Genomic DNA, 21,614 nt, shown 5'->3' with positions numbered 1-21,614 from the left:
ACTGTTGAAGCAGTCGCGTAGTTGGAGTTAGCAAACTTATTCCAGAACGGATTCTCAAGGGAAGAATTCGTTTTGGTAATTTAGGCGTAACGCATGAAGAGTGACCGAACTTCCTTAAAAAAAATTAAAAAATGTATAGGTAAATTAGATGGCGCAATAATTTAAAGGCAAGTATAGATAATATAAAAAAGGCCCTATAAGATAGACACTTTAAAAAGGTCTATCTTATAGGGTCTTATTGGTTATAATGAAGAATTTTCTGCGTTAACTCTTCTAGGGTTAGAACATCCTTTAGTTTTTTTCGTAGAAGGACCGCATAATTTTCATTTACACATTACTGAGTCTTCTCATCAACTTTAGTTTTCTTAACCTGATGAGCGCTAATTTTGTTATCTATTAATTCTTCTTTTATCTTTAAATATATTATTATTTACTAAAGATATCTTCAATTTCATCTAACATAATATTTGCTGCTAAAACACCACCTGCTGTATTCCAAATAGCATCACTTACCTCAAAAACATTACCGCTTTTTACAGCATTTAAATTTTTCCAAAGAGGGTCATTCGTCCATTCTGTGGCAGTATCTAGGGCAGCTTGATCACCTTGTGGTGCATATGTGAAATAGAAAAGTACGTCCCCATCCATTTTTGGAATAACTTCTTTCCCTACCTCAATAGCTAAATTACCAAGCTTGCTATCCGCAGCAAAAAGTTCAGTTTGCTGTGCAGTACGTTTAAATCCTAATTGATCAAAAATAACTCCAGAGAACGAGTCTGTATAATAAATTCTAGATGTTCCTGCCATGAAGCGTACAACAGAAATTTCTTGGTCAACTTTATCACCTAGACTTTGTTTTACTTCTTCAAGATGTGCATCAAATTGACCTAATACTTCAACACCTTTTTCTTCAAGGTTTAATGCCTTAGCGTATAATGTAAAGTTTTCTTTCCAATCGCCTCGTAATGTTTCAGAAAATACAGTTGGGGCAATTGCACTTAACTGTTCGTAAACAGCTTCTTGACGTAATTTATTTCCTATAATTAAATCGGGTTTCAATGCAGCTATCTTTTCTAAATTTACCTCTTGCTCTACGCCTACAACTTCTACGTCATTCATCTTATCACTGATGTGGTCATACCAAGGATCGCCTAGCCAAGATTGAACAGCACCAACAGGTGTTACTCCTAAAGCTAGTAGGGCTTCCGTACCTTCGTTAGTAAGAATTACAACCTTTTCAGGTGTTTTTTTAAGCGTTGTAGTACCCATTGCATGTTCTACTGTATAGCTTGTGTCTTCTTGGTTTTCTTTACCTGTTGTAGTAGTGTCTTCTTTCGTTTGTCCGCACGCTGCTAATAGCAATAAAGAAAATATTGAAATAATAGCGCAAAACCTTTTAATATTCTTCATGAAGCTTGCCTCCTAAATTTAAATGTTAATGATAATCATTTTCAGTACAAAATTTATAATAGTTCTCTAATTAATTTATGTCAACAACTTATTTGAAAATGATTATCAAACTCATTGACACTCTTTTTAACATGCAATAGACTATGGGGTAAATAGTGTTTATTTTACGGATCCTAGGAAGGTTACTGTTATGTTATTAAAAACAAATACGCAAAGACTACTTGGTCTAATCATTGTCGTTTCTATTTTAGTCTTATTAATGTGCGCAAGTATTGTGTACGGATATACACAAACATCATGGAAGATGGTACTAGATGCTTTTCAATTTAATAATGGGTCCAATGAACATATCGTAATTGAAACAGTTAGATTGCCACGGGCTCTAATAGCAGTTGCTGTTGGAAGTAGCTTAGCCATTTGTGGAGTCTTGATGCAAACTCTTACGAAAAATCCACTTGCATCGCCTGGGATTTTTGGTGTGAATGCTGGAGCCGGATTTGCAGTAGTATTAGCAGTTACTCTATTCTCGGTAGGTAATCTTCAAGCATTCACTTGGATATCATTTTTAGGAGCGGCTGTAGCAGCAATTTCCGTTTATACTATTGGTTCAGTAGGAAGAGATGGACTTACACCAATGAAATTAACTTTAGCTGGAGCCGCCATGTCAGCTATGTTTGCTTCTTTTACACAAGGATTTCTTGTCATTAATGAAGCTGCTTTTGAGCAGGTGCTATTTTGGCTAGCTGGATCTGTTGAAGGTAGAAAGATGGAAGTACTTTTAAATGTTTTACCATATTTACTGTTAGGTTGGTTAGGATCAATTTTTATAGCTTCTAAAATGAATATTCTATCTATGGGAGAAGATGTTGCCAAAGGGCTAGGGGTGAATACTGGTTCGTTAAAAATCATAGTTGCTATTATCGTCATACTATTAGCCGGAGGATCGGTAGCTATTGCGGGACCAATTGGCTTTGTTGGTATTGTGATTCCACATCTTACTAGATTTCTTGTTGGTATCGATCATCGTTGGCTTATACCTTTTTCAGGTGTTCTAGGAGGAATTTTGTTACTTGTAGCAGATATATTGGCTAGATATGTCATTATGCCACAAGAGGTTCCTGTAGGAGTAATGACTGCTATTATAGGGACTCCATTCTTCATCTACATTGCAAGAAAGGGGTTTAATGCACGATGAATCAATATAAAAGTTTTAGGAAGTTGAAAGGAAAAGTATCCTTTTTATTAGATAAAAAAGCTATATTCGTATTAATAAGTTTTCTAGTAATAACAGGTGTTGTTTTTATCGTCAGCACAGGTCTCGGTGATATGAAATTAAGCCCTTTAACCGTCTTGAACGTTCTTTTTGGTGGCGGAAGCGATATGGAACAGCTTGTAGTCCAATCCTTTCGTTTGCCTAGAATTATTGTTGCATTAATGGTGGGGATAGGTTTAGCAGTGGCAGGTGGAATCCTACAAGGAATGATTCGAAACCCTTTGGCTTCGCCAGACATTTTAGGAATAACGGGTGGAGCATCCGTGGCTGTTGTTAGTTTTTTGTCCATTTTTAGTGATACAAATAATTCTCTGACAGTAAGTATTAAATGGTTACCTCTAGCTGCATTTGTTGGAGCCGGGGTAATTGCACTACTGGTATACATTCTAGCTTGGAAAAACGGCGTATCTCCTATAAGAATAGTGCTTATTGGAATAGGAGTTTCAGCTCTCATGCAAGCATTAACTACACTGATGATGATTATGGGACCTATTTATAGGGCGAGTCAGGCGAATATATGGATTACTGGTACTGTTTATGGTTCTAGTTGGAATAATGTAGCTATATTAGTGCCATGGACGATTATTTTTGTTACGATTGCTTTCTTTACGGTGAAGAATATAAATATTTTAGAGCTTGGAGATGATATAGCTACAGGAGTGGGAGGACGTATTCAACGACAACGATTCTTCTTATTATTAATAAGTACTGCTCTTGTAGGAGGGGCTGTAGCATTTGCGGGTGGTATCGGATTCGTCGGTTTAATGGCTCCTCATATGGCAAGAAGGTTAGTAGGCTCGTCATTTGGAGCACTTTTACCTGTGTCAGCATTAATCGGTGGAATATTGGTTATGTTGGCTGATTTAATCGGAAGAACGATGTTTTCTCCTTTGGAAATCCCTGCGGGTGTATTTACGGCAGGAATAGGAGCACCTTATTTTATTTATTTATTATTTAAAACAAGGAATGCATAATGCGTCAATGGAAGGAGTGTATTGAAATGAAACAAGTGATTGAGACACAAAATTTAACCCTCTCGTATGGGGAGAGTATTATTATAGATGATTTAAATCTTCAAATACCAAAAGGGGAAATTACTGTTTTCATTGGTGGTAATGGGTGTGGAAAATCAACACTTCTTCGTTCAATTGCTCGATTGTTAAAGCCAAAAAATGGAGCAGTATTGCTAGAAGGAAGCGCGATATCTAAAATGTCCACTAAGGATGTTGCGAAACAAATGTCTATTCTTCCACAATCTCCAATTGCCCCTGAAGGATTAACTGTGCTTCAATTAGTGAAGCAAGGAAGATATCCTTACCAAACATGGTTAAAGCAATGGACAGAGGAAGATGAAGAAAAAGTGTTGAATGCCTTAAGAGCAACAGGTATTGAAGGCCTAAAAGATCGACCGGTGGATTCTTTATCCGGAGGGCAACGTCAAAGAGCATGGATTGCCATGACATTAGCTCAAGATACAGACATTATCCTATTGGATGAGCCAACTACTTATCTTGATATGACACATCAAATTGAGATTCTTGATTTACTTTATGAACTAAACGAAAAAGAGAAACGAACGATAGTAATGGTGCTACACGATTTAAATTTAGCATGCAGATATGCGGAAAATATTGTTGCGATTAAGGATCGGGAAATCTATGCGCAGGGTAAACCTGAGAGTATTATTAGCTGTTCTTTAGTAAAGCATGTGTTTGGTATGGATTGTCAGATTACAAAAGATCCTCTGTTTGGTACGCCATTATGTATTCCATTTGGTAAGGGAAGATGCATTCTAAAGGAAGTAGGAGTTTAATTGGATTTAAATCTCGATAAGCTCCGTAAATTACGTTTGACTACAGAAAAAATGAACGCTTCTCTTTCAATTGAAACGACAAAACTCTTGGATGAATCATACTTAAAGGAATATATAGTTGCCCTTCAGCGAAACATTGGGGCAACTAATATAAAAGTAGCGGCGTCTATTTTTATAAAAAGATATGCATTTTTGTCTGTTATTTATTTGTATACAATGACTAATAATAAAAGATTAAATATCTCTTTTGATAATGTCTCTTTAGAAACTAAAGATAGTAATGAAATTTGGCTTCCTTTCTTCTACTTTCACCATTTAGAAGTGCAAGCTCTCGAAGGGAATCGACAGGAATGGCGAGCAAGTTGTATAGAGCTTCTTTTTAAAGAACACATATCGCCAATACTTGATATTCTATCTAATGTTACGAAAGTGTCGAAGTTAGTTTTATGGGAAAATATTGCAGTTTATATTTTTTGGTTGTATGAAACGGTCATACTAGAGGAAGAAATTTCTCGAAATATTGTAAAACGTGCACAGGAAGACTTTCAATATATTATTTCATCCCCATCGAGTAAGCTTTTTGGGGATTATAGTGAAAATCCTTTAGCAAGATATTATAAAGGAGAGGTAAGAACTATATGTAGGAATAGAATTACTTGCTGTTATTCTCATTTAACCAAAAGTCAAAAGTATTGTAAGACATGTCCACGTATTTCTAAGTAATTACAGTAAAAAGATAAAAGCTAGACAACTAAAAACGGTCTATTTTTTATCTTTTTATTTTATAAACGCACCCTCTGTCGATAATTTTGTAAGTTGTTTTTTGTCATTAAACTTTGCTTTTCATGTAAGCCAAAATTATAAAAAAATAAGTGCACCTTTCCAGTACGTATTACAAATAGCCGTATATAACGATGTTATCAATCGAATATACGGCTTATTTTATTTTGTGCTACATGCTGCATGAATCGATTTTGACCAGGGCATGTATTCATATAATATTTCAGGGTTTTGGTGGGTGCTCAGATTTGGTAGGTCTGTAAAAAGGTTCTTTATATATTTGTAGAAATCAACGCCATTACTTTTGGCTGTTTCTACGATACTCAAACAAATGGAGTTCACTTTTGCATCGGCCTCACTTACAGAATAAAGCCATTTTTTTCACGCTGTTTTACTGATTTTGTTGGTTTTGTTGTTGAACGTTATTGTGAATAACTTGATTAAATTCGGCTGAATACTCTTCGCGATTGTTGTTTTTGTTGTTATTACTTTCTTTCTTTTTCTTCTTGAAGCTTGTTTTACCTTTCTTTGCCATGACATCTTCACCTCCTAAAGTCTAATGTGCTCAGTAAAGTAGGTTTTATTCTGAATGATTACTTCTATTCTAAAGAGAGTGTTTGTAAAAGATTCGATTTTCGAAACAAAATAAACTAATGAACAGAAAAGAATAGACGTTTGTATATAGAACTAAAATTTACTGTGGCATTTTTTCAAAAGAAGGTGTTAAACCGAGCGATCGACCATGTGTTGCCATACACACGCTGCTTTCTGTAAAGCGGTTGCATGGTTGCAGTTAGTATAAAGAGTAAAAACAGATTTTTTACTTATTAAATTAAGTGGTGGCCTTAATGGAATAAGCAGGTATATTTTGGAGGGACATAGAAGTAGTTAATAGTGGCTAAAATGAAAGACAAGTTCATCCTAATAACCGGAGCAAACTTAGGTTTAGGGAAGTAAATGGCTGACAACCTGACAGTAAAAGTATCCTCCTTGGTATTGGCATGCAGCGATATTCCAAAAGCGAATCGAAACGAGAATAAACCATGGCAATTACGAAGAGTATCCGAATTGAAACACTGCCATTGGATCTGGCTTCCTTGCCATCTATTCGAACTGACGATTGGTGTAAATCATTTTTGAACACATACTAGATAATTTATAGGTATTTTTTGAAAACTTTTAATAATTAGGAGGTAACAATGGGAAGATTAGTTCATTTTGAAATTCATGTAGATGACATGGAACGTGCCAAGAAGTTTTACGGAGAGGTATTCGGATGGTCATTCGAAGATTGGAGTGATTATGCAGGATTGCCTTACTATGGAGCAGTAACAGGGGATAAAAATGAACCTGGAATCGATGGTGCCTTAATGCAACGACAAGGTCCTCCACCAGAAGTAAATCAGAGGATGAATGGCTTCGTTTGTACAATGGGCGTAGGAGATTACGATTTGACCGAACAGAAAATTTTGGACAACGGAGGCAAAGTAGCATTGCCGAAATACGCCTTACCCGGCATGGCTTGGCAAGGATATTATAATGATACTGAAGGAAATGTAATAGGAATTCACCAACCAGATGTGAATGCAAAATAGAGTGCCGAGAAATTATTCGTAAATTTGGGGTCTTTACCAAAAAAATGTTCTGTACTTTAAAAGAAAGTGTACTACTTTATAGGCACATGGAACGGAAAGCGTCCGCCTGGAGTGGAATGTGCTGTCAAGTACAGAGTTTGGTGCAGAGCAGAAATTTGAATCCTTTTTTTTCATATTTCATTACGGTATAAATTGTACAGAGAAAAACAAACTAATACCGTAATTTGAAAAAAATGAATAAGGAGGTCCATGAATGTCGAATCAAAAGAATCAAGAAATTGATCGCAAATCTACTAATGCATTAAGTTTGGAACGTATGATTGAAAATACGAAAAAGAATATTCAAGAAGCAGAAATCAGTATGGAATTTGCTGGTCCTGAAGAACTCGAAAACCTAGAGGAAAAAAATGAGCGACGTGAACACTCGATAGACATAATGAAAAAGCAAAAGAGAGACGAAGCGGCAGCAGTAGCTCGAAAAAACAGTTTTAAATAGGTATCCTAGAGGGTGTGACGAAAGTCTTTTCTTACTTGTCACACCCGTTTTTAATAATGGTGATGTTAAGCTTCACGGGTGTTTATAAAATTAATTTTACCAAAATGTTTACACTAAGGAGCAAACGAGATAAGCAAACCATTTATCAACATAAAAAATTAGAGTTGACCTATCTACTAGGTATAACTCTATTTTTTTTAGTGGATAAGAAAGGATCACTTTTTAATATTGTCTAGGCATTCGGGCCGCACGATCGAGGTCGCTTCGGGCTATCTCATGCAACCGGGCGCGAATGCTCTTTTCTTTAGTAATTTGTATTCATGTCACTACACTCTTACCATTCCTCGAAATAGTAACAATAAAAATTCAAAGTGCATTATATAAAGGATTATATTAATCCTCGAAAAATGAAAATAACCGATTTGAACATACAACTTATTCGAAAATAAGTGAAACTACGCTTATTTTCGAATAAGTCGTAGGTCAATTTCGCCTAAAGAAGAAAATCTTGTTTTAAAACATTGCACCAAAAAGAGAGGATGCATTTTTCTTTACCGCCATAATAAGCGAATGCTCAATGGAATAGAAAAGCGCTTTTTTAGAGGATGGATTCAAATTATTAATTTACATTTTTTCCAGATGAAAAAAACCTTCAGTGAAGAAAAGTGCCTAACTTTGAAAGTAGTTTAGGCAATATTGTATGATTGATGTTGATATAAGAAAATTTTCTGTAAGTTATGAGAGATACAAAAAAAGGTGGAGCATAATGGAAATTGGTATTACAACATTTGTTGAAACTACACCAGATGTAGAAACTGGTAAAGTAATTAGTCATGCTGAGCGTTTACGTGAGGTAGTAGAAGAGATTGTATTAGCGGATCAAGTTGGGCTCGATGTATTTGGTGTAGGAGAACATCATCGACAAGATTACGCCTGTTCGGCACCAGCCGTATTACTAGCTGCTGCGGCGTCACAGACAAAACAGATACGACTCACAAGCGCCGTTTCAGTGTTATCTTCTTACGATCCAGTGCGTGTTTTCCAAGAATTTTCTACGCTTGATGCTATCTCGAATGGGCGCGCAGAAATCATGGCGGGGCGAGGTTCATTTATCGAATCTTTTCCTCTGTTTGGCTATGATTTAGAGGATTATGATGAGCTGTTCGATGAAAAATTAGATTTGTTATTACAAATACGTGATTCCGAAATTGTGAATTGGAATGGCAAGCATCGTCCAGCCATTCAAAACCGCGGTGTTTATCCACGTCCGGTTCAAGATCCTTTACCTGTTTGGATTGCTAGTGGTGGTACTCCGCAATCGGCTGTTCGTGCAGGTATCCTTGGACTACCACTCGTGTTAGCAATTATTGGTGGTAGTCCAATTCGCTTTGCATCACTTGTTAAACTTTATAAGAAAGCAGCAAAGCAGGCGGGTCATGATATGTCGAAACTGAAGGTAGCTTCTCATTCACACGGATTCGTCGCTGAGAGTACCGATATAGCAGTAGAAAAGTTTTTCCCACCAACTCAAGCGGCCATGAATGTTTTGGGAAGAGAGCGTGGATGGGGCGAATATACTCGTTCAACTTTTGATTCTGCACGTAGTTTAGAAGGAGCTTTATACGTAGGAGATGCCAATACAGTAGCAGAAAAAATTATTTATCTGCGTAAAAATGTAGGCATTACACGCTTTATGCTGCATGTACCAGTAGGATCAATGCCGCATGAGGACGTTATGAAAGCAATTGAATTATTAGGTACAGAAGTAGCTCCTATCGTGAGGGCAGAAATAGCTAAGTGGGAAGCTGGTGGTGAGGGGGAAGCGTAAGTGTTACCCTTTAGAAGAGAAGATGTTTTTCACAAAGCCTAAATCAAAGGAATGGAGTGTGAATTGTTCACGCCCATTCCTTTTTAAATTGTGAGCTAATTAATTTCATTTACAACAACGGTATGGCTGGTTTTTAGCGTCATGAGTTTAAAAAAGTAAACAGTCTCCAAATACTAAGGTAATCTTAAGTTTAGGTCAACATTTGAGCGTAGATAAACCGACCAATACCAAGTATGTTGCCAATTTCACGCCAAACATGTAGAGTAAATAACGTTGCTGAAAAGTAAAAATACAAATGGTGAAACAACTATGTAAATAGTCAATATTACAGGAGGTTTTTTAGATGACTAATAACGATATATTAATTCGACTTAGATATGCACTTGATATAAAAAATAATGATATGGTAGAGATTTTTAAACTTGGTAGTATGAAATTCACAAAAGAAGAAGTGCTAAAGATTCTTACAAAATCAAAAGATGAGTACGAAGATGAAGTGGATGTTGAGGTAGAGGAAAATGAAGATCACATAAAATGTAATAATAAAATGTTAGAATCATTTTTAAACGGCTTCATTATTTTCAAAAGAGGACCTCAGAAGCCGAGACCGGGGCAACCTGAAAGTCCGGTAATGCCTGTAACAGGTAAGGAAAGTCCGAATAATATGCTGTTAAAAAAAGTAAAAATAGCATTAGCATTAACGACGGAGGAAATGCTTGAAATATTGTACGAGGGCGGTGTCGTTGTAACAAAAGGTGAATTAGGTGCTCTTTTAAGAAAAGAAGGCCATCGTAATTACAAAGAGTGCGGCGATCGATTTGCAAGGAATTTCTTAAAAGGTTTAGCTTTAAAATATCGGGGATAAGAAAACAACTAAGCAGTTGAGCTAAAACGTATATAGGAATAAGAATGTTGTGGACGAAAAGGATTTTCAGTTGTAAAAATATCCATTGCACCTTGATTTCTTCAACGGCGCATAATAAATAATAAATGAGCCATACTTTTAAAGATTTCACTTTTGATCTAAGACGATGATTAGGAGGCGGAAAAGATGAGTAAACCCGATAAATTAGATCCAAAATCTCAAAAAATCCACCAGAACTGGACAAGTGTTAAGCATCAAAAATCTCAACAAAATGGTGAAACGGAAATAACTCTCCATAACCGGCTTTTGAGATCTGAAGCCAAAGCCCGACAGTTTTAACCATCATGGAAAAAAAGTGAAATCGCGCCTTGATAATTTAAAATGTAGATCATTTTAAAAAAAATCTAGGCAAATTAAAGAAGGTGATTCCTGGTTGACAGGAGTCACCTTCTTATATTTTATTTCTACATACTCCTTGACCTATAGTGAAAAATTATTCTCGATTATGCCAAGAAGAGGCTCTGCGCAAGTAGAGGCCTCTTATGTGGATAAGCAAGGATAACTTTCTCATCCACATAAGTAAGGACATCAACTCGCCCTATTTTGGGCGAGTTGTGTCTTTCTAATAAGATAAAAATAAAAGACCCGGTTCTTATTTAGAACCAAGACTTACGTTGCATAATTATTTCGAGAACCGAAAATACAACAAACCCGCCCGTTAGTTGTATATTTTAGATTCAGTTACTTGAGCACTTAGGAGACTTTATTAGAAAATTAAGTTAAAAGTGATTCTGTAATGCGGGCTCATCGATTTGAAAGGATTCTTTCATCAAGTGCCCCTTGTTGATTTTAGGTGCTTCTAACTTCCTTCAATAGGAACGTAAGTACATGAATATTAACAACCTCAGTAAATAGGTTTTAGTATGCAGTTAACCACATTATGATATTCCCCCTAAACTGTTAGGAAAAGGGTTAAAGGATAGTGGTTATTATACTTAGACGATTATTACAAAATTGAGGAGTGGTTTTATATTAAAAAAGCCAAGTAACCCAGAAGTATAAAACGACTAATGTAAATAACAATGTAGGAGGAATAACAATTATTGTAACTTTTATATATTCGAACCAAGTAATCTTTATATTTCCGCTTTTTATAATGTGCATCCACATTAGAGTAGCTAGCGTCCCCATCGGAAGAATTAAAGATCCTATGTCACTTCCAATTACGTTAGCTAGATAGGCGACCTTCAAGGAAATTGTATCTAAAGGCATATTCGTTAAAGTGAGTGTTCCTACCATTAGGGCTGGGTGGTTATTGAATATATTGGATAGAATAGTTAGTAAAATCCCCATCCACACACTCGTATGAAGTAGGCTACCAGAAACCATAGGACTCATTATTCCAATTAACCAGTCAGTTAATCCAATGTTATTGAGACCATAAATTATGACATACATACTAAAAGCAAAAATGATGATATACCACGGTGTTTTTTTCAACATATCGCTTGGAGGTATTTTTAGGTAAACCCATCTCCATCCTAAAAGTACAAGTGACCCAAAAACTGCCATTGTAGAGATTGGAATGGAAACAAATGAAGCAGCAAAGAGGCTAATTCGGACTGCGAATACGAATAGTAGAATATTTCGCATAAACTTTGAACGATCTTTCTCAGAAGATTGTAATAAATTTTGCTTAAGAGGATGGTATGAAGTGAGTGAAAGGCCAGTTACTTTAGCTGGTACTGTTTTTGGCAAATCTTTTTTAAACCGTAGAAACAAAAGTACAACTAAAAGTAATAAACCAAGCGTTGCGGGAACAAACATCATTGCTGTATGTGAATACAAGCTCATATCCACGATTTTTAGGGCGATTAAATTAACAATATTACTAACTCCTATAGGAGCACTTGAAGCGGTAGCGATTAATCCACCAGAGAGTAAATAAGGAATTTTTTGATGGTTTTTTAGGCCCATATTGTTTAGTAGCATGATGAGAATTGGAGTTGTGATTAATATACTGCCATCATTATTAAAAAAGAGTGTCATGAGAAAACTTAATAGATTTACATACCAAAACAATCTAATGCCTGATCCCTTTGCTTTTTCTGCTAATTTCTCGGCGACCCAGTTAAAGAAACCAAAGCTTTCTAAGACAATTGCCATGACTATCGTTGCCATAATAGTAATAGCGGCATCCATTATAGTTTCCGTAATAATTCCTAAATCTGTAAGTGTAACGCTTCCACTCATGACTACAATAATCGCGCCTATTGTAGCTGGGATTGCCTCATTGATATCCCTAGGTCTCCAAAGAATAAAAATTAGGGTGAACAAAAATGAAAGAATGGTTATCAAAACCATTGATTGCATATAATTCTACCTCTCATCCTTGCGTATTTTTTAAAAACAAATAGAAATACAACCGAGTTAGAATAATAATTCACGTTTCTCCTCCGCCAATCCATTTAATTGTTATTTATCTATAATATTGTATGTACTAAAAAATACAGTGCTTTATATTTTTCCCTAGTTTTCAATAATTTTAATAAAAAAAATCAACAACTGTCCAATATAAAGAAAGTAGTAGAGAAACTCACCCAAATGCATCGAGATGAAATTTATTGTAGATTCAATTGTGTAAATTGATAGAAAATGCCTAAATTACACTTTACATAATCATGACTTCGACTAACTTCCAACATCTTTTTCTTATTTAAAATAAAGTGGCGTTAGTTGAATAACAAACAGCAGGAGCGAAATTCAGTTGCGAATTGCCCTACTGCTTTGGTTGCGAATCTTTTTGTGATTAGCAATGTTATTTTCTTGTTTGCACATCTAAAGTGAACTCGTTAGGAAAATATGGGGGCAATGAAAAAGATAATTTATACTGAAAATTCTGATAATAATACACTAAATAGTGATAGGTCACTGTTGCTCTGGCACTCGCTTTTTAGCGGGTGGTGGCAAGCCTCCTCGTTGCGGGGTCTCACCTGTACCGCTTTTCTTTGCAGGAGTTTCGTGCCGCCGCACCCATGCTTTTTGAATAAAATAAAGCAGAAGCATAAAAATACGATTTCGAGGTTTTTCAGTGCCCACAAAAATATAGCCCTGTTTTTACTTTTATTGCTGCATAAGATAACAAATAAAACTTATGGGTAAGGTAGGGATAAGGGGTATGATTCATCCACATACAGAACTCCGATATATAAATGAACAAATTGGATTCGGTGTATTTGCCAAGGAATTTATTCCTAAGGGAACAATTACATGGGTGTTAGATCAGTTCGATCAAATTCTTGAGCCACAAGTTGTGGAAGCGGCAGACTCATATAGTAGGGCGGACATTCAGAAATATTCGTATCGCAACGAAGAAGGGAAATATATTCTTTGTTGGGATTTGGGGAGATTCGTTAATCATAGTTTTCATGCAAACTGTATGGGAACTGCATACGAGTTTGAAATTGCGATTCGGGACATTTATCCGGGGGAGCAATTGACGGACGATTACGGTACATTAAATATCGACGAGCCGTTTCTTTGTATTCCAGAAGAAGGAACAGAGCGGAAAATGGTGTACCCAGATGATTTACTGAAGTTTTACAAAGAATGGGATAAAAAGGTAATTAAAGCGATGCGCTATTTTTATGACGTAGAACAACCGCTTCTGCATCTCATCCGACCGGAATTTATGGGGAAAATTGAGACGGCAGCTAAAAAACAAATTTTGTTGGATTCTATTAAGAAACTTTACTTTAACAGACCGGCCAATAAAGAGACCATCCGCATCCAGCGATAAAGCCTGTAAAAGAGACGCTCTCTTCACAGGCTTTTTTTAGTGTTAAGGAAATTATAAAAATACACGAAGAAGAAAAATGTAATTTAATTACCGACTTATAAATATTTGGTTATACGAGTAGTATAATAGAGTTATTAGGTAGTATAAACCTAAATGAGAGGAGCAAGTCCGAATGGAAGTCCTGCTTGATCGTGTTAAAAATACAAGAAAAGTATTGCGTGAACACATTATTGAAACCATATTGAATGAGTTTGATGAAGAGTGTATGAACCTAGCTCGTGATCAAAGAACAGTAAAGTATACTCAAATGATGGAAAGTCCATTTCGGTTTTTCCGCGGGAGCGCCTATTTGTTTTATTTTGATATGATGAAAGTTCCATTTTCATTTCATACAGCAGAGGATAAACCAACTTGGATTCAAGGTGATCTGCATATGGAGAATTTCGGTGCATTTCAAAATGAAAACGGTGAAATTGTTTATGATGTAAATGATTTTGATGAAGGCTATATTGGATCCTATCTATTTGACGTGTTGCGTATGTCTGTTAGTATTGCCTTGTATTGTGAGGAACAGTCACTTAGTGGACAGGAACAGAGAGAGAGAATTGCTCATTATCTCGAAGCGTATTATAAGCAGTTGAAACGATTTAAGAATGGGAAGGACAACCCCTTCACTTTAGCCTTTACTGCCGATAATACAAAGGGACCTGTTCGAAAGGTATTAAAAAAACTAGCGAAAAGACAAAGAAATCACCTTTTAAATGATATTACACAAATAAATGAGGAAAACAAGCGAGTGTTTGCTTGGTCAGACGAAATACAGAAAGTCAGTGAGGCTGAATTTAAAACTTTTGAATCCTTAACTGAAGCTTATTTACAATCTGTAGATGCCAATAATAAACAAGATCAATCCTATTATGTCATTAAAGATATCGCACGAAAGTATGGCACTGGAACTGCTTCAATCGGTTTAAATCGTTACTATATTCTAATTGAAGGTGGTAAGGAAGCGAATGGAGTAGATGATTTAGTACTAGAAGTAAAAGAAGTACGTTCGCCTGTTCCGGCCTATTTTCTACCGTATAGAGAACAGTTTTGGACGAAATATGAACATCAAGGGGAACGAGTAGTGGCAACACAAAAGGCCATGCACCATTTAGAAGACCCGCACTTAGGTTATTTGACAATAGATGACCGCCATTTCTACGTTCGTGAAAGATCACCTTATAAAAAGAAAGTAAAAGCAGATCAACTAGTAACGCTAAAAGATTTTGATGCGACGCTAGAAATTATGGGGAAAATTACAGCGAAGATTCATGCTCGAGCAGATGTTGATTTTGAATCGGAATTGTTTTCCCATCATAGCGAGGAAGAAATTTTGAATGCAATTGGTGATGATTTTGAAACATTTTGCGCTCAAATTATTTTCGCTTCAATCACATATAAAGAACAAGTAAAAAGCGATTATGAGTTGTTTTGTCAGTGGGTGCAAGAAGGATTTAATAGGAAATAAAAATTTTATTTGAATGTGAGAAGGGCTGTCCCAAAAGTTTGTGGAAACCGATGTTTGATTCAGCCTCTTAGCCATGCACAAAAAAGTAAGTGAAAAATTCTAAATAGACTTTTCACTTACTTTTTTATTAGATTTCAATAATTATCGGTAAAATCATAGGTTTTCTCTTCGTCTGTTCAAATATAAATTGTCCGACTGACTTTTTAATAGCCCTTTTCATGCCAATGATATTCACTTCATTGAAATTATTTACAGTAGCTTTCGTAACTTCATTCATGTTATCGATGAGCTCTCTAGAACGCTTAGCATATACGAATCCGCGGGAAGTCGTATCAGGTTCAGAAACCAATGTTCCGTCAATCTTATTGATTGTAATAACAATTACGACCATTCCGTCTTCAGAAAGCTGTCTACGGTCGCGTAGCACAATCTCCCCAACCTCGCCGATTTCCATATTGTCTACATAAGTATCTCCAGCAGGTACTTTTCGAGTTTGACGAGCCAGCGCATTTTTAATATCAACAACCTCACCATTTTTTAAAATGAATGTATTTCCCTTTTCTACTCCTACTGATTCAGCTAACAACCGGTGGAGGTGAAGCATTCTATACTCTCCGTGAACTGGAATAAAATATTTTGGTTTCATTAAGGTAAGCATAAGTTTTAAATCTTCCTGATAACCATGACCAGACACATGCATTCCTGTTATAGTTGACGACCCATAAATGACATTGGCTCCTAATTGAAACAGGTTGTCTACAATACTTGAGACACCTTTTTCATTTCCAGGTATCGGTGACGCTGCGAAAATAACGGTATCTTCAGGAATAATCTTTATATCACGATTGTTTCCACTTGATAAGCGAGAAAGTGCGGCTAATGGTTCCCCTTGACTTCCGGTACATAAAATCACGACTTTTTCAGGCGGGAGTTTACTGACATCACGTACATCGACCAACATCCAATTTGGAACGTTTAAATACCCACGTTCCATTGCAACAGAAACGACATTCACCATACTACGACCGAGCAATGCAAGCCTACGATTCGCTTTAATTGCTGCATCAACGATTTGTTGTATACGACTTACATTCGAAGCGAAGGTAGAAATAAAGATTCTGCGCTTTGCTTTCATAAACGCTTCTTCAATATGCTCCCCAACTAGTTGTTCGGATGGGGTAGAACCAGGGCGCTCGGCATTGGTACTTTCGGATATTAAGGCTAGCACTCCTTGTGAACCGATTTTAGCCATTTTATGAATATCTGAATATTGATTATTTACTGGGGTTAAATCAAATTTAAAGTCGCCAGTATGAACAACTTTTCCTTCCGGTGTATGAAGGACGATTCCTAGACAATCAGGTATACTGTGGCTCGTTTTAAAAAAGCTCACAACAATCTCCCCAAAGTCTAAATGGGAATCTGAATTAATCTCAATCAACTCTGTTTCCCTAAGTAGTTTATGCTCTTTTAACTTTATCTCAATTAATCCGAGTGTAAAACGAGTGGCATAAATGGGGACGTTTAATTTTTTTAAAAAGAAAGGAATGCCTCCAATATGGTCCTCATGTCCATGCGTAACGACTAAAGCCTTAATTTTATCCTTATTCTCTTGTAAATAAGAAATATCGGGAATAATTAAATCAATTCCTAACAAGTTTTTATCCGCAAATTTAGCGCCACAATCGATGATGACGAGATCATCTGCGTATTGTACAACATACATGTTTTTACCGATTTCACTTATGCCACCTAGGGCAAAAATGGACAATGCATTTTCATTCATGCTCAAAATTAGTTCCTCCTAGCTACTCGTTTCCTCATGCTACTATAATTGTTAGTATAGCTTTTCGCTTTTCGCCTTATACAAAACGCTTATTAAATATTAAAAAGACACAACTCACCCAAAATAGGGCGAGTTGATGTCCTTTCTTAGCCACTAAAAATAAATTGCGCCTACTCATTGCACAAATACACGAGGCATTTTATAGAATTTCAAAACTAGCTGACTACTAGTACAAACTAAAGTATATAAAGGACCTATGAATCCACAGCAAATCTAAAGGGAAAGCTCAGGAATTATAAATTCATGAGCCTCGGGGAATGAAAACATTTAGTAGGAAGTATAAGGAAATCACTTAGTGGTTCCCTCAGGAATGGTGCTCTTTCATTTCAAATGTTTTGCAATCCGTTTCCTCGCTATTAGCTGCTTCATTATCAAGACGATTCGTTACAACATAAATAGCAGCTGCATTACACTTGTTTCCAGAGCCCCAATACGTACAGTTGTTAACTTCACATAGCACATCTGTAGCCATAAAATATCACACCTCCTATTATGATAGATAAGAAAGTATAACTTTCTTATCTACATAAGTAAGGACATCATCTCGCCCTATATTGGACGAGATGTGTCTTTCTAATAAGTATTTACAACTTACAAATAATTAATACAAATCATATGTTTTTTTTAAGATGAGAATATAAATAGAATTTTATGAATAGTATTCTCTATAATAGTTGAACGTTATTAGTGGATAAGGAAGTATAGCTTTCTCATGCACCGAAGTAAGGACATGAACTTTCCCTATTTTGGACAAGTTGTGTCTGTTAAAAACGAATATGAGTGATGAGGTGGAATGTGAATGAAAATAGTACTCTTATATGTATTATGCACGGTTAGTTTTCTCTTAGCATTATCAATGAATACTACTGGAGCATTCGTGTTTTTCTTAATCATTTCATTAGGGATGTTGCTATGGGCCAGAATAGAGACAAAAATCCAGACTGATAGAAGAAATGCTGAAATTAGAAGGCGTGCTGAAGAATTGGTGGAAGAAGTTTCATATACCGAATATATATTATCCTCCGATTTTTTAAATGCATTAATAATGGATGAAGTGACAACTACGCTCTATATAGCAAACAGAGAAGATGTAGATTCTCGTTTTGAAAGGAAAAAATACCCTTTTACTAAAATACTAGAAGCAGCAATTGTAGAAGATGGACGTATTCTATCTCTATTTCCTAAGGATGGGTTACTTGGGGGGGAAAGAGAGCGAGGTCCTGAAATTTATGTTGTAAATTCAAATGATGAGGCAAATAAAGAATCGGAGGATGAAACCGTTTCAAAACTTAGTTTGAAAATGGTAGTCAATGATCTATCAAACCCTACCGTAGAATATGTATTTATGGAAAATGAAGAATCACTGACTAAAGATTCGGATGAATATAAGGAAGTATTTAAGCTCTGTAATGACTGGCATCAAAAGATCAGTGTGATTATTAAGCGCTACGAATATACAAGAGTGCCAATTAGACAATGGCATTAAGGTATTTTCAAAACGCATTTTCACGTCTATAAGGTAAATCATCATAAAAATAAGCACACCTTTTGCCCAATCCCATATGTATATAGAAGGAAGGGGTGAATTAGGTGGTTTCAACGGAAACACTAAATATTCAAGGTCATATGTTTACTGCTGTTACTGTTTATTTACCGAAAACGACGTTGTTAACGGTTTCAAATGACATTGGCTATATTATGTGTGGTGCATTGGATGTTGGACTTTTGAATAGTCAGTTAGCAGATCGGAAAATAATTGCGGGTCGTGCGGTTGGTGTAAAAACGATTGATCAGTTGTTACAGGCACCACTTGAGTCCATCACCTATGAGGCAGAGCAACATGGAATTGTTAAAGGAATGATTGGAGAAGAAGCATTGTTAAAAATGATTTGAACTCTTTTAAGACCAACAAATATTGAAATAGTAAACGCTGAAAAGTTTACTGCAAATCATTCTTAACGACGACATACTACAACACGTAGATGCTCGTCGTTTTATTTTAAACTAAAAAAAATATTGGCTTATAAAAATGGCTCTACAACAAAATTTGTACTTGACAGCACATTACACTCCAGGCGGACGCTTTCCGCGGGCGTGGCTTGAGCCTCCTCCTCCGCTTCGCTTCGTGCGGGGTCTCAAGGCTCACGCTTTTCCCGCAGGAGTCCCCGCCTTCCGTTCCATGTGCTTATAAAGTTGTACACTTTCTTTTAAATTAAAGCGCATTTTTTGATAAACACCCAAAAAATTAGCTGTTATTCTTTTTGCTTGTTATTGCCATTGCAAAAGCGGTGGGAATGCGTAAAATGCCTATTCTGTTCGTCCTTTAAATTAATAATTGTTATATGGAAGTTTTTGTTATCGAAAGAAAAGTCAATAATGAAACAGTATTAGGCATCATAATTTCTCCTATTTCATACTATGTTATAAAAATCACCCTGAATGGAGGGATGACAATCAACATTCTAGATAAGGTCAAGAACTACCGGGAAGAAGAGAACAGACTGAAGTGGGAAGGGACATTTGCGGATTACTTAAGGATTTTGAGAGAAAGACCAGAAGTTGCTCAAACAGCTCATTCACGTGTGTACAATATGATCAAAGTCGCCGGATTAGAGGAACGAAACGGACAAAAATTATTCCGCTTTTTTGGTCAGGAAATTTTTGGGCTTGAAACAGCACTTGAACGACTAGTGGAGGAATATTTCCACCCAGCAGCTAGAAGATTGGATGTTCGAAAACGAATTTTATTATTAATGGGACCCGTAAGTGGGGGGAAATCCACAATTGTCACTTTGTTAAAACGAGGGCTTGAGCAATACTCGCGTACGGACGAAGGGGCAGTTTATGCCATAAAAGGATGTCCGATGCATGAGGATCCACTCCACCTTATTCCGCATCATTTGCGTGAGGATTTTTTTCAAGAATATGGAATTCGTATAGAGGGGAATTTATCTCCTTTAAATACGCTGTTACTTGAACAGGAATACGATGGACGTATAGAAAATGTCATGATTGAGCGTATTATTTTTTCGGAAGACAAACGAGTTGGAATCGGTACATTCACTCCTTCTGATCCAAAATCTCAAGATATTGCAGATTTAACAGGAAGCATTGATTTTTCAACAATTGCAGAATTCGGTTCTGAATCAGATCCGCGTGCGTATCGTTTTGATGGAGAATTAAACAAGGCAAACAGAGGCATGATGGAATTCCAAGAAATACTTAAACTAGATGAAAAGTTTTTATGGAACTTATTATCATTAACGCAAGAGGGCAATTTTAAAGCGGGTAGATTTGCATTAATTAGTGCAGATGAGGTAATTGTTGCACATACGAATGAAACGGAGTATCGTTCGTTTATTTCAAATAAAAAGAACGAGGCACTCCACTCTAGAATTATCGTGATGCCAATTCCTTATAATTTAAAAGTGAGCCAGGAAGAACTGATTTATCAAAAAATGATTAAGGAAAGCGATTTGTCTCATGTTCACATCGCGCCGCATGCATTAAAGGCCGCTGCAATTTTCTCCGTCTTAACAAGGCTTGACGTACCGAAAAAACAAGGTATTGATCTTGTGAAGAAAATGCGTCTGTACGACGGTGAAAGTGTAGAAGGATTTAACTCAGTTGATGTAGAGGAATTGAAAAAAGAGTATCCGAACGAAGGTATGAATGGGATTGACCCGCGTTATATTATTAATCGGATTTCTTCTGCCATTATTCGTAAAGAAGTACCATCGATTAATGCATTAGACGTGTTACGTTCACTGAAAGATGGACTCGATCAACATGCGTCGATTTCTCAGGAAGATCGGGCGAAATACATGAATTATATTGCAGTTGCTCGAAAAGAATACGATGAAATTGCGAAAAATGAAGTGCAAAAAGCGTTCGTGTATTCGTATGAGGAATCTGCGAAAACATTAATGAATAATTACCTCGATAATGTAGAGGCATATTGTAATAAAAATAAAATTCGAGATCCTTTAACAGGGGAAGAAATGAATCCAGATGAAAAATTAATGCGTTCAATAGAAGAGCAAATCGGTGTTTCAGAAAATGCGAAAAAGGCTTTTCGCGAGGAAATTTTAATTCGCCTTTCAGCATTTGCACGAAAAGGAAAACGTTTTGAATACAACTCTCATGAAAGATTACGAGAAGCGATTCAAAAGAAACTGTTTACGGATTTAAAAGACGTTGTAAAAATTACGACTTCATCAAAAACACCGGATGAATCGCAGCTTAAAAAAATGAATGAAGTGATTGCAACGCTTGTTAATGAACATGGATACAATTCAACATCGGCAAATGAATTATTGCAATATGTCGGTAGTTTACTCAATCGTTAATGTTTAAAGGGGGGTGTCCAATAAAGTTTGGGGACCGCTCTTTTTTT

General features: G+C 36.2%; 20 protein-coding genes. 14 read left to right on the top strand and 6 right to left on the bottom strand.

The window, feature by feature from the left end:
* Positions 1–426 precede the first annotated feature (426 nt).
* A complete protein-coding gene (locus tag MHH87_RS15755; RefSeq protein ID WP_340750178.1) occupies positions 427–1,410 on the bottom strand; it encodes an ABC transporter substrate-binding protein in 984 nt (327 codons plus the stop codon).
* A gap of 190 nt (positions 1,411–1,600) precedes the next feature.
* Between MHH87_RS15755 and MHH87_RS15750 the strand changes: the two genes are divergently transcribed.
* From MHH87_RS15750 to MHH87_RS15735, 4 genes are read left to right on the top strand one after another with little or no spacing between them, the layout of a single operon-like run.
* Positions 1,601–2,605, top strand: a complete 1,005-nt coding sequence (locus MHH87_RS15750; RefSeq protein ID WP_340750177.1) for a FecCD family ABC transporter permease — start codon at positions 1,601–1,603, stop codon at positions 2,603–2,605.
* Positions 2,602–3,657 carry a FecCD family ABC transporter permease gene (locus MHH87_RS15745; RefSeq protein ID WP_340750176.1) on the top strand — a complete coding sequence of 352 codons (1,056 nt, stop codon included), beginning with the start codon at positions 2,602–2,604 and terminating at the stop codon, positions 3,655–3,657. Before MHH87_RS15750 ends, MHH87_RS15745 begins: the two co-directional genes overlap by 4 nt.
* A 26-nt stretch (positions 3,658–3,683) precedes the next feature.
* Positions 3,684–4,496: an ABC transporter ATP-binding protein gene (locus MHH87_RS15740; RefSeq protein ID WP_340750175.1), complete on the top strand. Its 813-nt coding sequence runs from the start codon at positions 3,684–3,686 to the stop codon at positions 4,494–4,496.
* Positions 4,497–5,219 (top strand): IucA/IucC family C-terminal-domain containing protein, encoded by a 723-nt coding sequence (locus MHH87_RS15735; protein WP_340750174.1) that lies wholly within the window; start codon positions 4,497–4,499, stop codon positions 5,217–5,219. It abuts the gene before it with no gap.
* Between the two features lie 219 nt (positions 5,220–5,438).
* On the opposite strand, the gene MHH87_RS15730 is transcribed toward MHH87_RS15735, so the two are convergent.
* The gene (locus tag MHH87_RS15730; protein WP_340750173.1) at positions 5,439–5,618 is read right to left on the bottom strand and encodes a transposase domain-containing protein; all 180 of its coding nucleotides are present in this window, start codon (positions 5,616–5,618) and stop codon (positions 5,439–5,441) included.
* Positions 5,619–5,667: 49 nt separating this feature from the next.
* Entirely contained in the window at positions 5,668–5,811 is a 144-nt protein-coding gene (locus MHH87_RS15725) for a hypothetical protein (RefSeq protein WP_340750172.1), read from the bottom strand.
* A gap of 664 nt (positions 5,812–6,475) precedes the next feature.
* On the opposite strand from MHH87_RS15725, the gene MHH87_RS15720 reads away from it, so the two are divergent.
* The 5 genes from MHH87_RS15720 to MHH87_RS15700 all read left to right on the top strand — a co-directional run bounded on the left by MHH87_RS15720 (position 6,476) and on the right by MHH87_RS15700 (position 10,399).
* Positions 6,476–6,871, top strand: a complete 396-nt coding sequence (locus MHH87_RS15720; RefSeq protein WP_340750171.1) for a VOC family protein — start codon at positions 6,476–6,478, stop codon at positions 6,869–6,871.
* A 253-nt stretch (positions 6,872–7,124) separates the two neighbouring features.
* The gene (locus tag MHH87_RS15715; RefSeq protein ID WP_340750170.1) at positions 7,125–7,367 is read left to right on the top strand and encodes a spore protein Tlp; all 243 of its coding nucleotides are present in this window, start codon (positions 7,125–7,127) and stop codon (positions 7,365–7,367) included.
* Between the two features lie 766 nt (positions 7,368–8,133).
* Positions 8,134–9,195: an LLM class flavin-dependent oxidoreductase gene (locus MHH87_RS15710; RefSeq protein ID WP_340750169.1), complete on the top strand. Its 1,062-nt coding sequence runs from the start codon at positions 8,134–8,136 to the stop codon at positions 9,193–9,195.
* Positions 9,196–9,538: 343 nt separating this feature from the next.
* A complete protein-coding gene (locus MHH87_RS15705; protein ID WP_340750168.1) occupies positions 9,539–10,060 on the top strand; it encodes a YehS family protein in 522 nt (173 codons plus the stop codon).
* Between the two features lie 186 nt (positions 10,061–10,246).
* A complete protein-coding gene (locus MHH87_RS15700) occupies positions 10,247–10,399 on the top strand; it encodes a YpzG family protein (protein WP_340750167.1) in 153 nt (50 codons plus the stop codon).
* Positions 10,400–11,092: 693 nt separating this feature from the next.
* Here the strand turns inward: MHH87_RS15700 and MHH87_RS15695 are convergent.
* Positions 11,093–12,424 (bottom strand): arsenic transporter, encoded by a 1,332-nt coding sequence (locus tag MHH87_RS15695; protein WP_445683129.1) that lies wholly within the window; start codon positions 12,422–12,424, stop codon positions 11,093–11,095.
* Between the two features lie 814 nt (positions 12,425–13,238).
* Here MHH87_RS15695 and MHH87_RS15690 point away from each other — a divergent pair.
* Complete coding sequence (locus tag MHH87_RS15690) at positions 13,239–13,859, top strand: SET domain-containing protein (RefSeq protein ID WP_340750165.1); 621 nt, start codon at positions 13,239–13,241, stop codon at positions 13,857–13,859.
* A 172-nt stretch (positions 13,860–14,031) separates the two neighbouring features.
* A complete protein-coding gene (locus MHH87_RS15685; RefSeq protein ID WP_340750164.1) occupies positions 14,032–15,372 on the top strand; it encodes a DUF2252 domain-containing protein in 1,341 nt (446 codons plus the stop codon).
* Between the two features lie 127 nt (positions 15,373–15,499).
* On the opposite strand, the gene MHH87_RS15680 is transcribed toward MHH87_RS15685, so the two are convergent.
* Together MHH87_RS15680 and MHH87_RS15675 are read right to left on the bottom strand one after the other, a co-directional pair.
* Entirely contained in the window at positions 15,500–17,164 is a 1,665-nt protein-coding gene (locus MHH87_RS15680; protein ID WP_340750163.1) for a ribonuclease J, read from the bottom strand.
* 358 nt (positions 17,165–17,522) lie between these two features.
* Complete coding sequence (locus MHH87_RS15675; protein WP_340750162.1) at positions 17,523–17,690, bottom strand: DUF1540 domain-containing protein; 168 nt, start codon at positions 17,688–17,690, stop codon at positions 17,523–17,525.
* 327 nt (positions 17,691–18,017) lie between these two features.
* On the opposite strand from MHH87_RS15675, the gene MHH87_RS15670 reads away from it, so the two are divergent.
* The 3 genes from MHH87_RS15670 (at position 18,018) to MHH87_RS15660 (ending at position 21,567) form a co-directional block, all read left to right on the top strand.
* On the top strand, positions 18,018–18,704 hold the full coding sequence (locus MHH87_RS15670) for a hypothetical protein (RefSeq protein WP_340750161.1): 687 nt from the start codon (positions 18,018–18,020) through the stop codon (positions 18,702–18,704).
* Positions 18,705–18,844: 140 nt separating this feature from the next.
* Entirely contained in the window at positions 18,845–19,111 is a 267-nt protein-coding gene (locus MHH87_RS15665) for a YunC family protein (protein WP_445683128.1), read from the top strand.
* Positions 19,112–19,671: 560 nt separating this feature from the next.
* Positions 19,672–21,567: a PrkA family serine protein kinase gene (locus MHH87_RS15660; RefSeq protein ID WP_340751025.1), complete on the top strand. Its 1,896-nt coding sequence runs from the start codon at positions 19,672–19,674 to the stop codon at positions 21,565–21,567.
* The last annotated feature ends 47 nt before the right edge of the window (positions 21,568–21,614 follow it).

It is taken from the genome of Solibacillus sp. FSL H8-0538 (genome assembly GCF_038003525.1).
Lineage (GTDB): Bacteria > Bacillota > Bacilli > Bacillales_A > Planococcaceae > JBBOPI01.
Note: the sequence above shows the minus strand (reverse complement) of the source record. Positions and strands in the feature narration are given on the sequence as shown.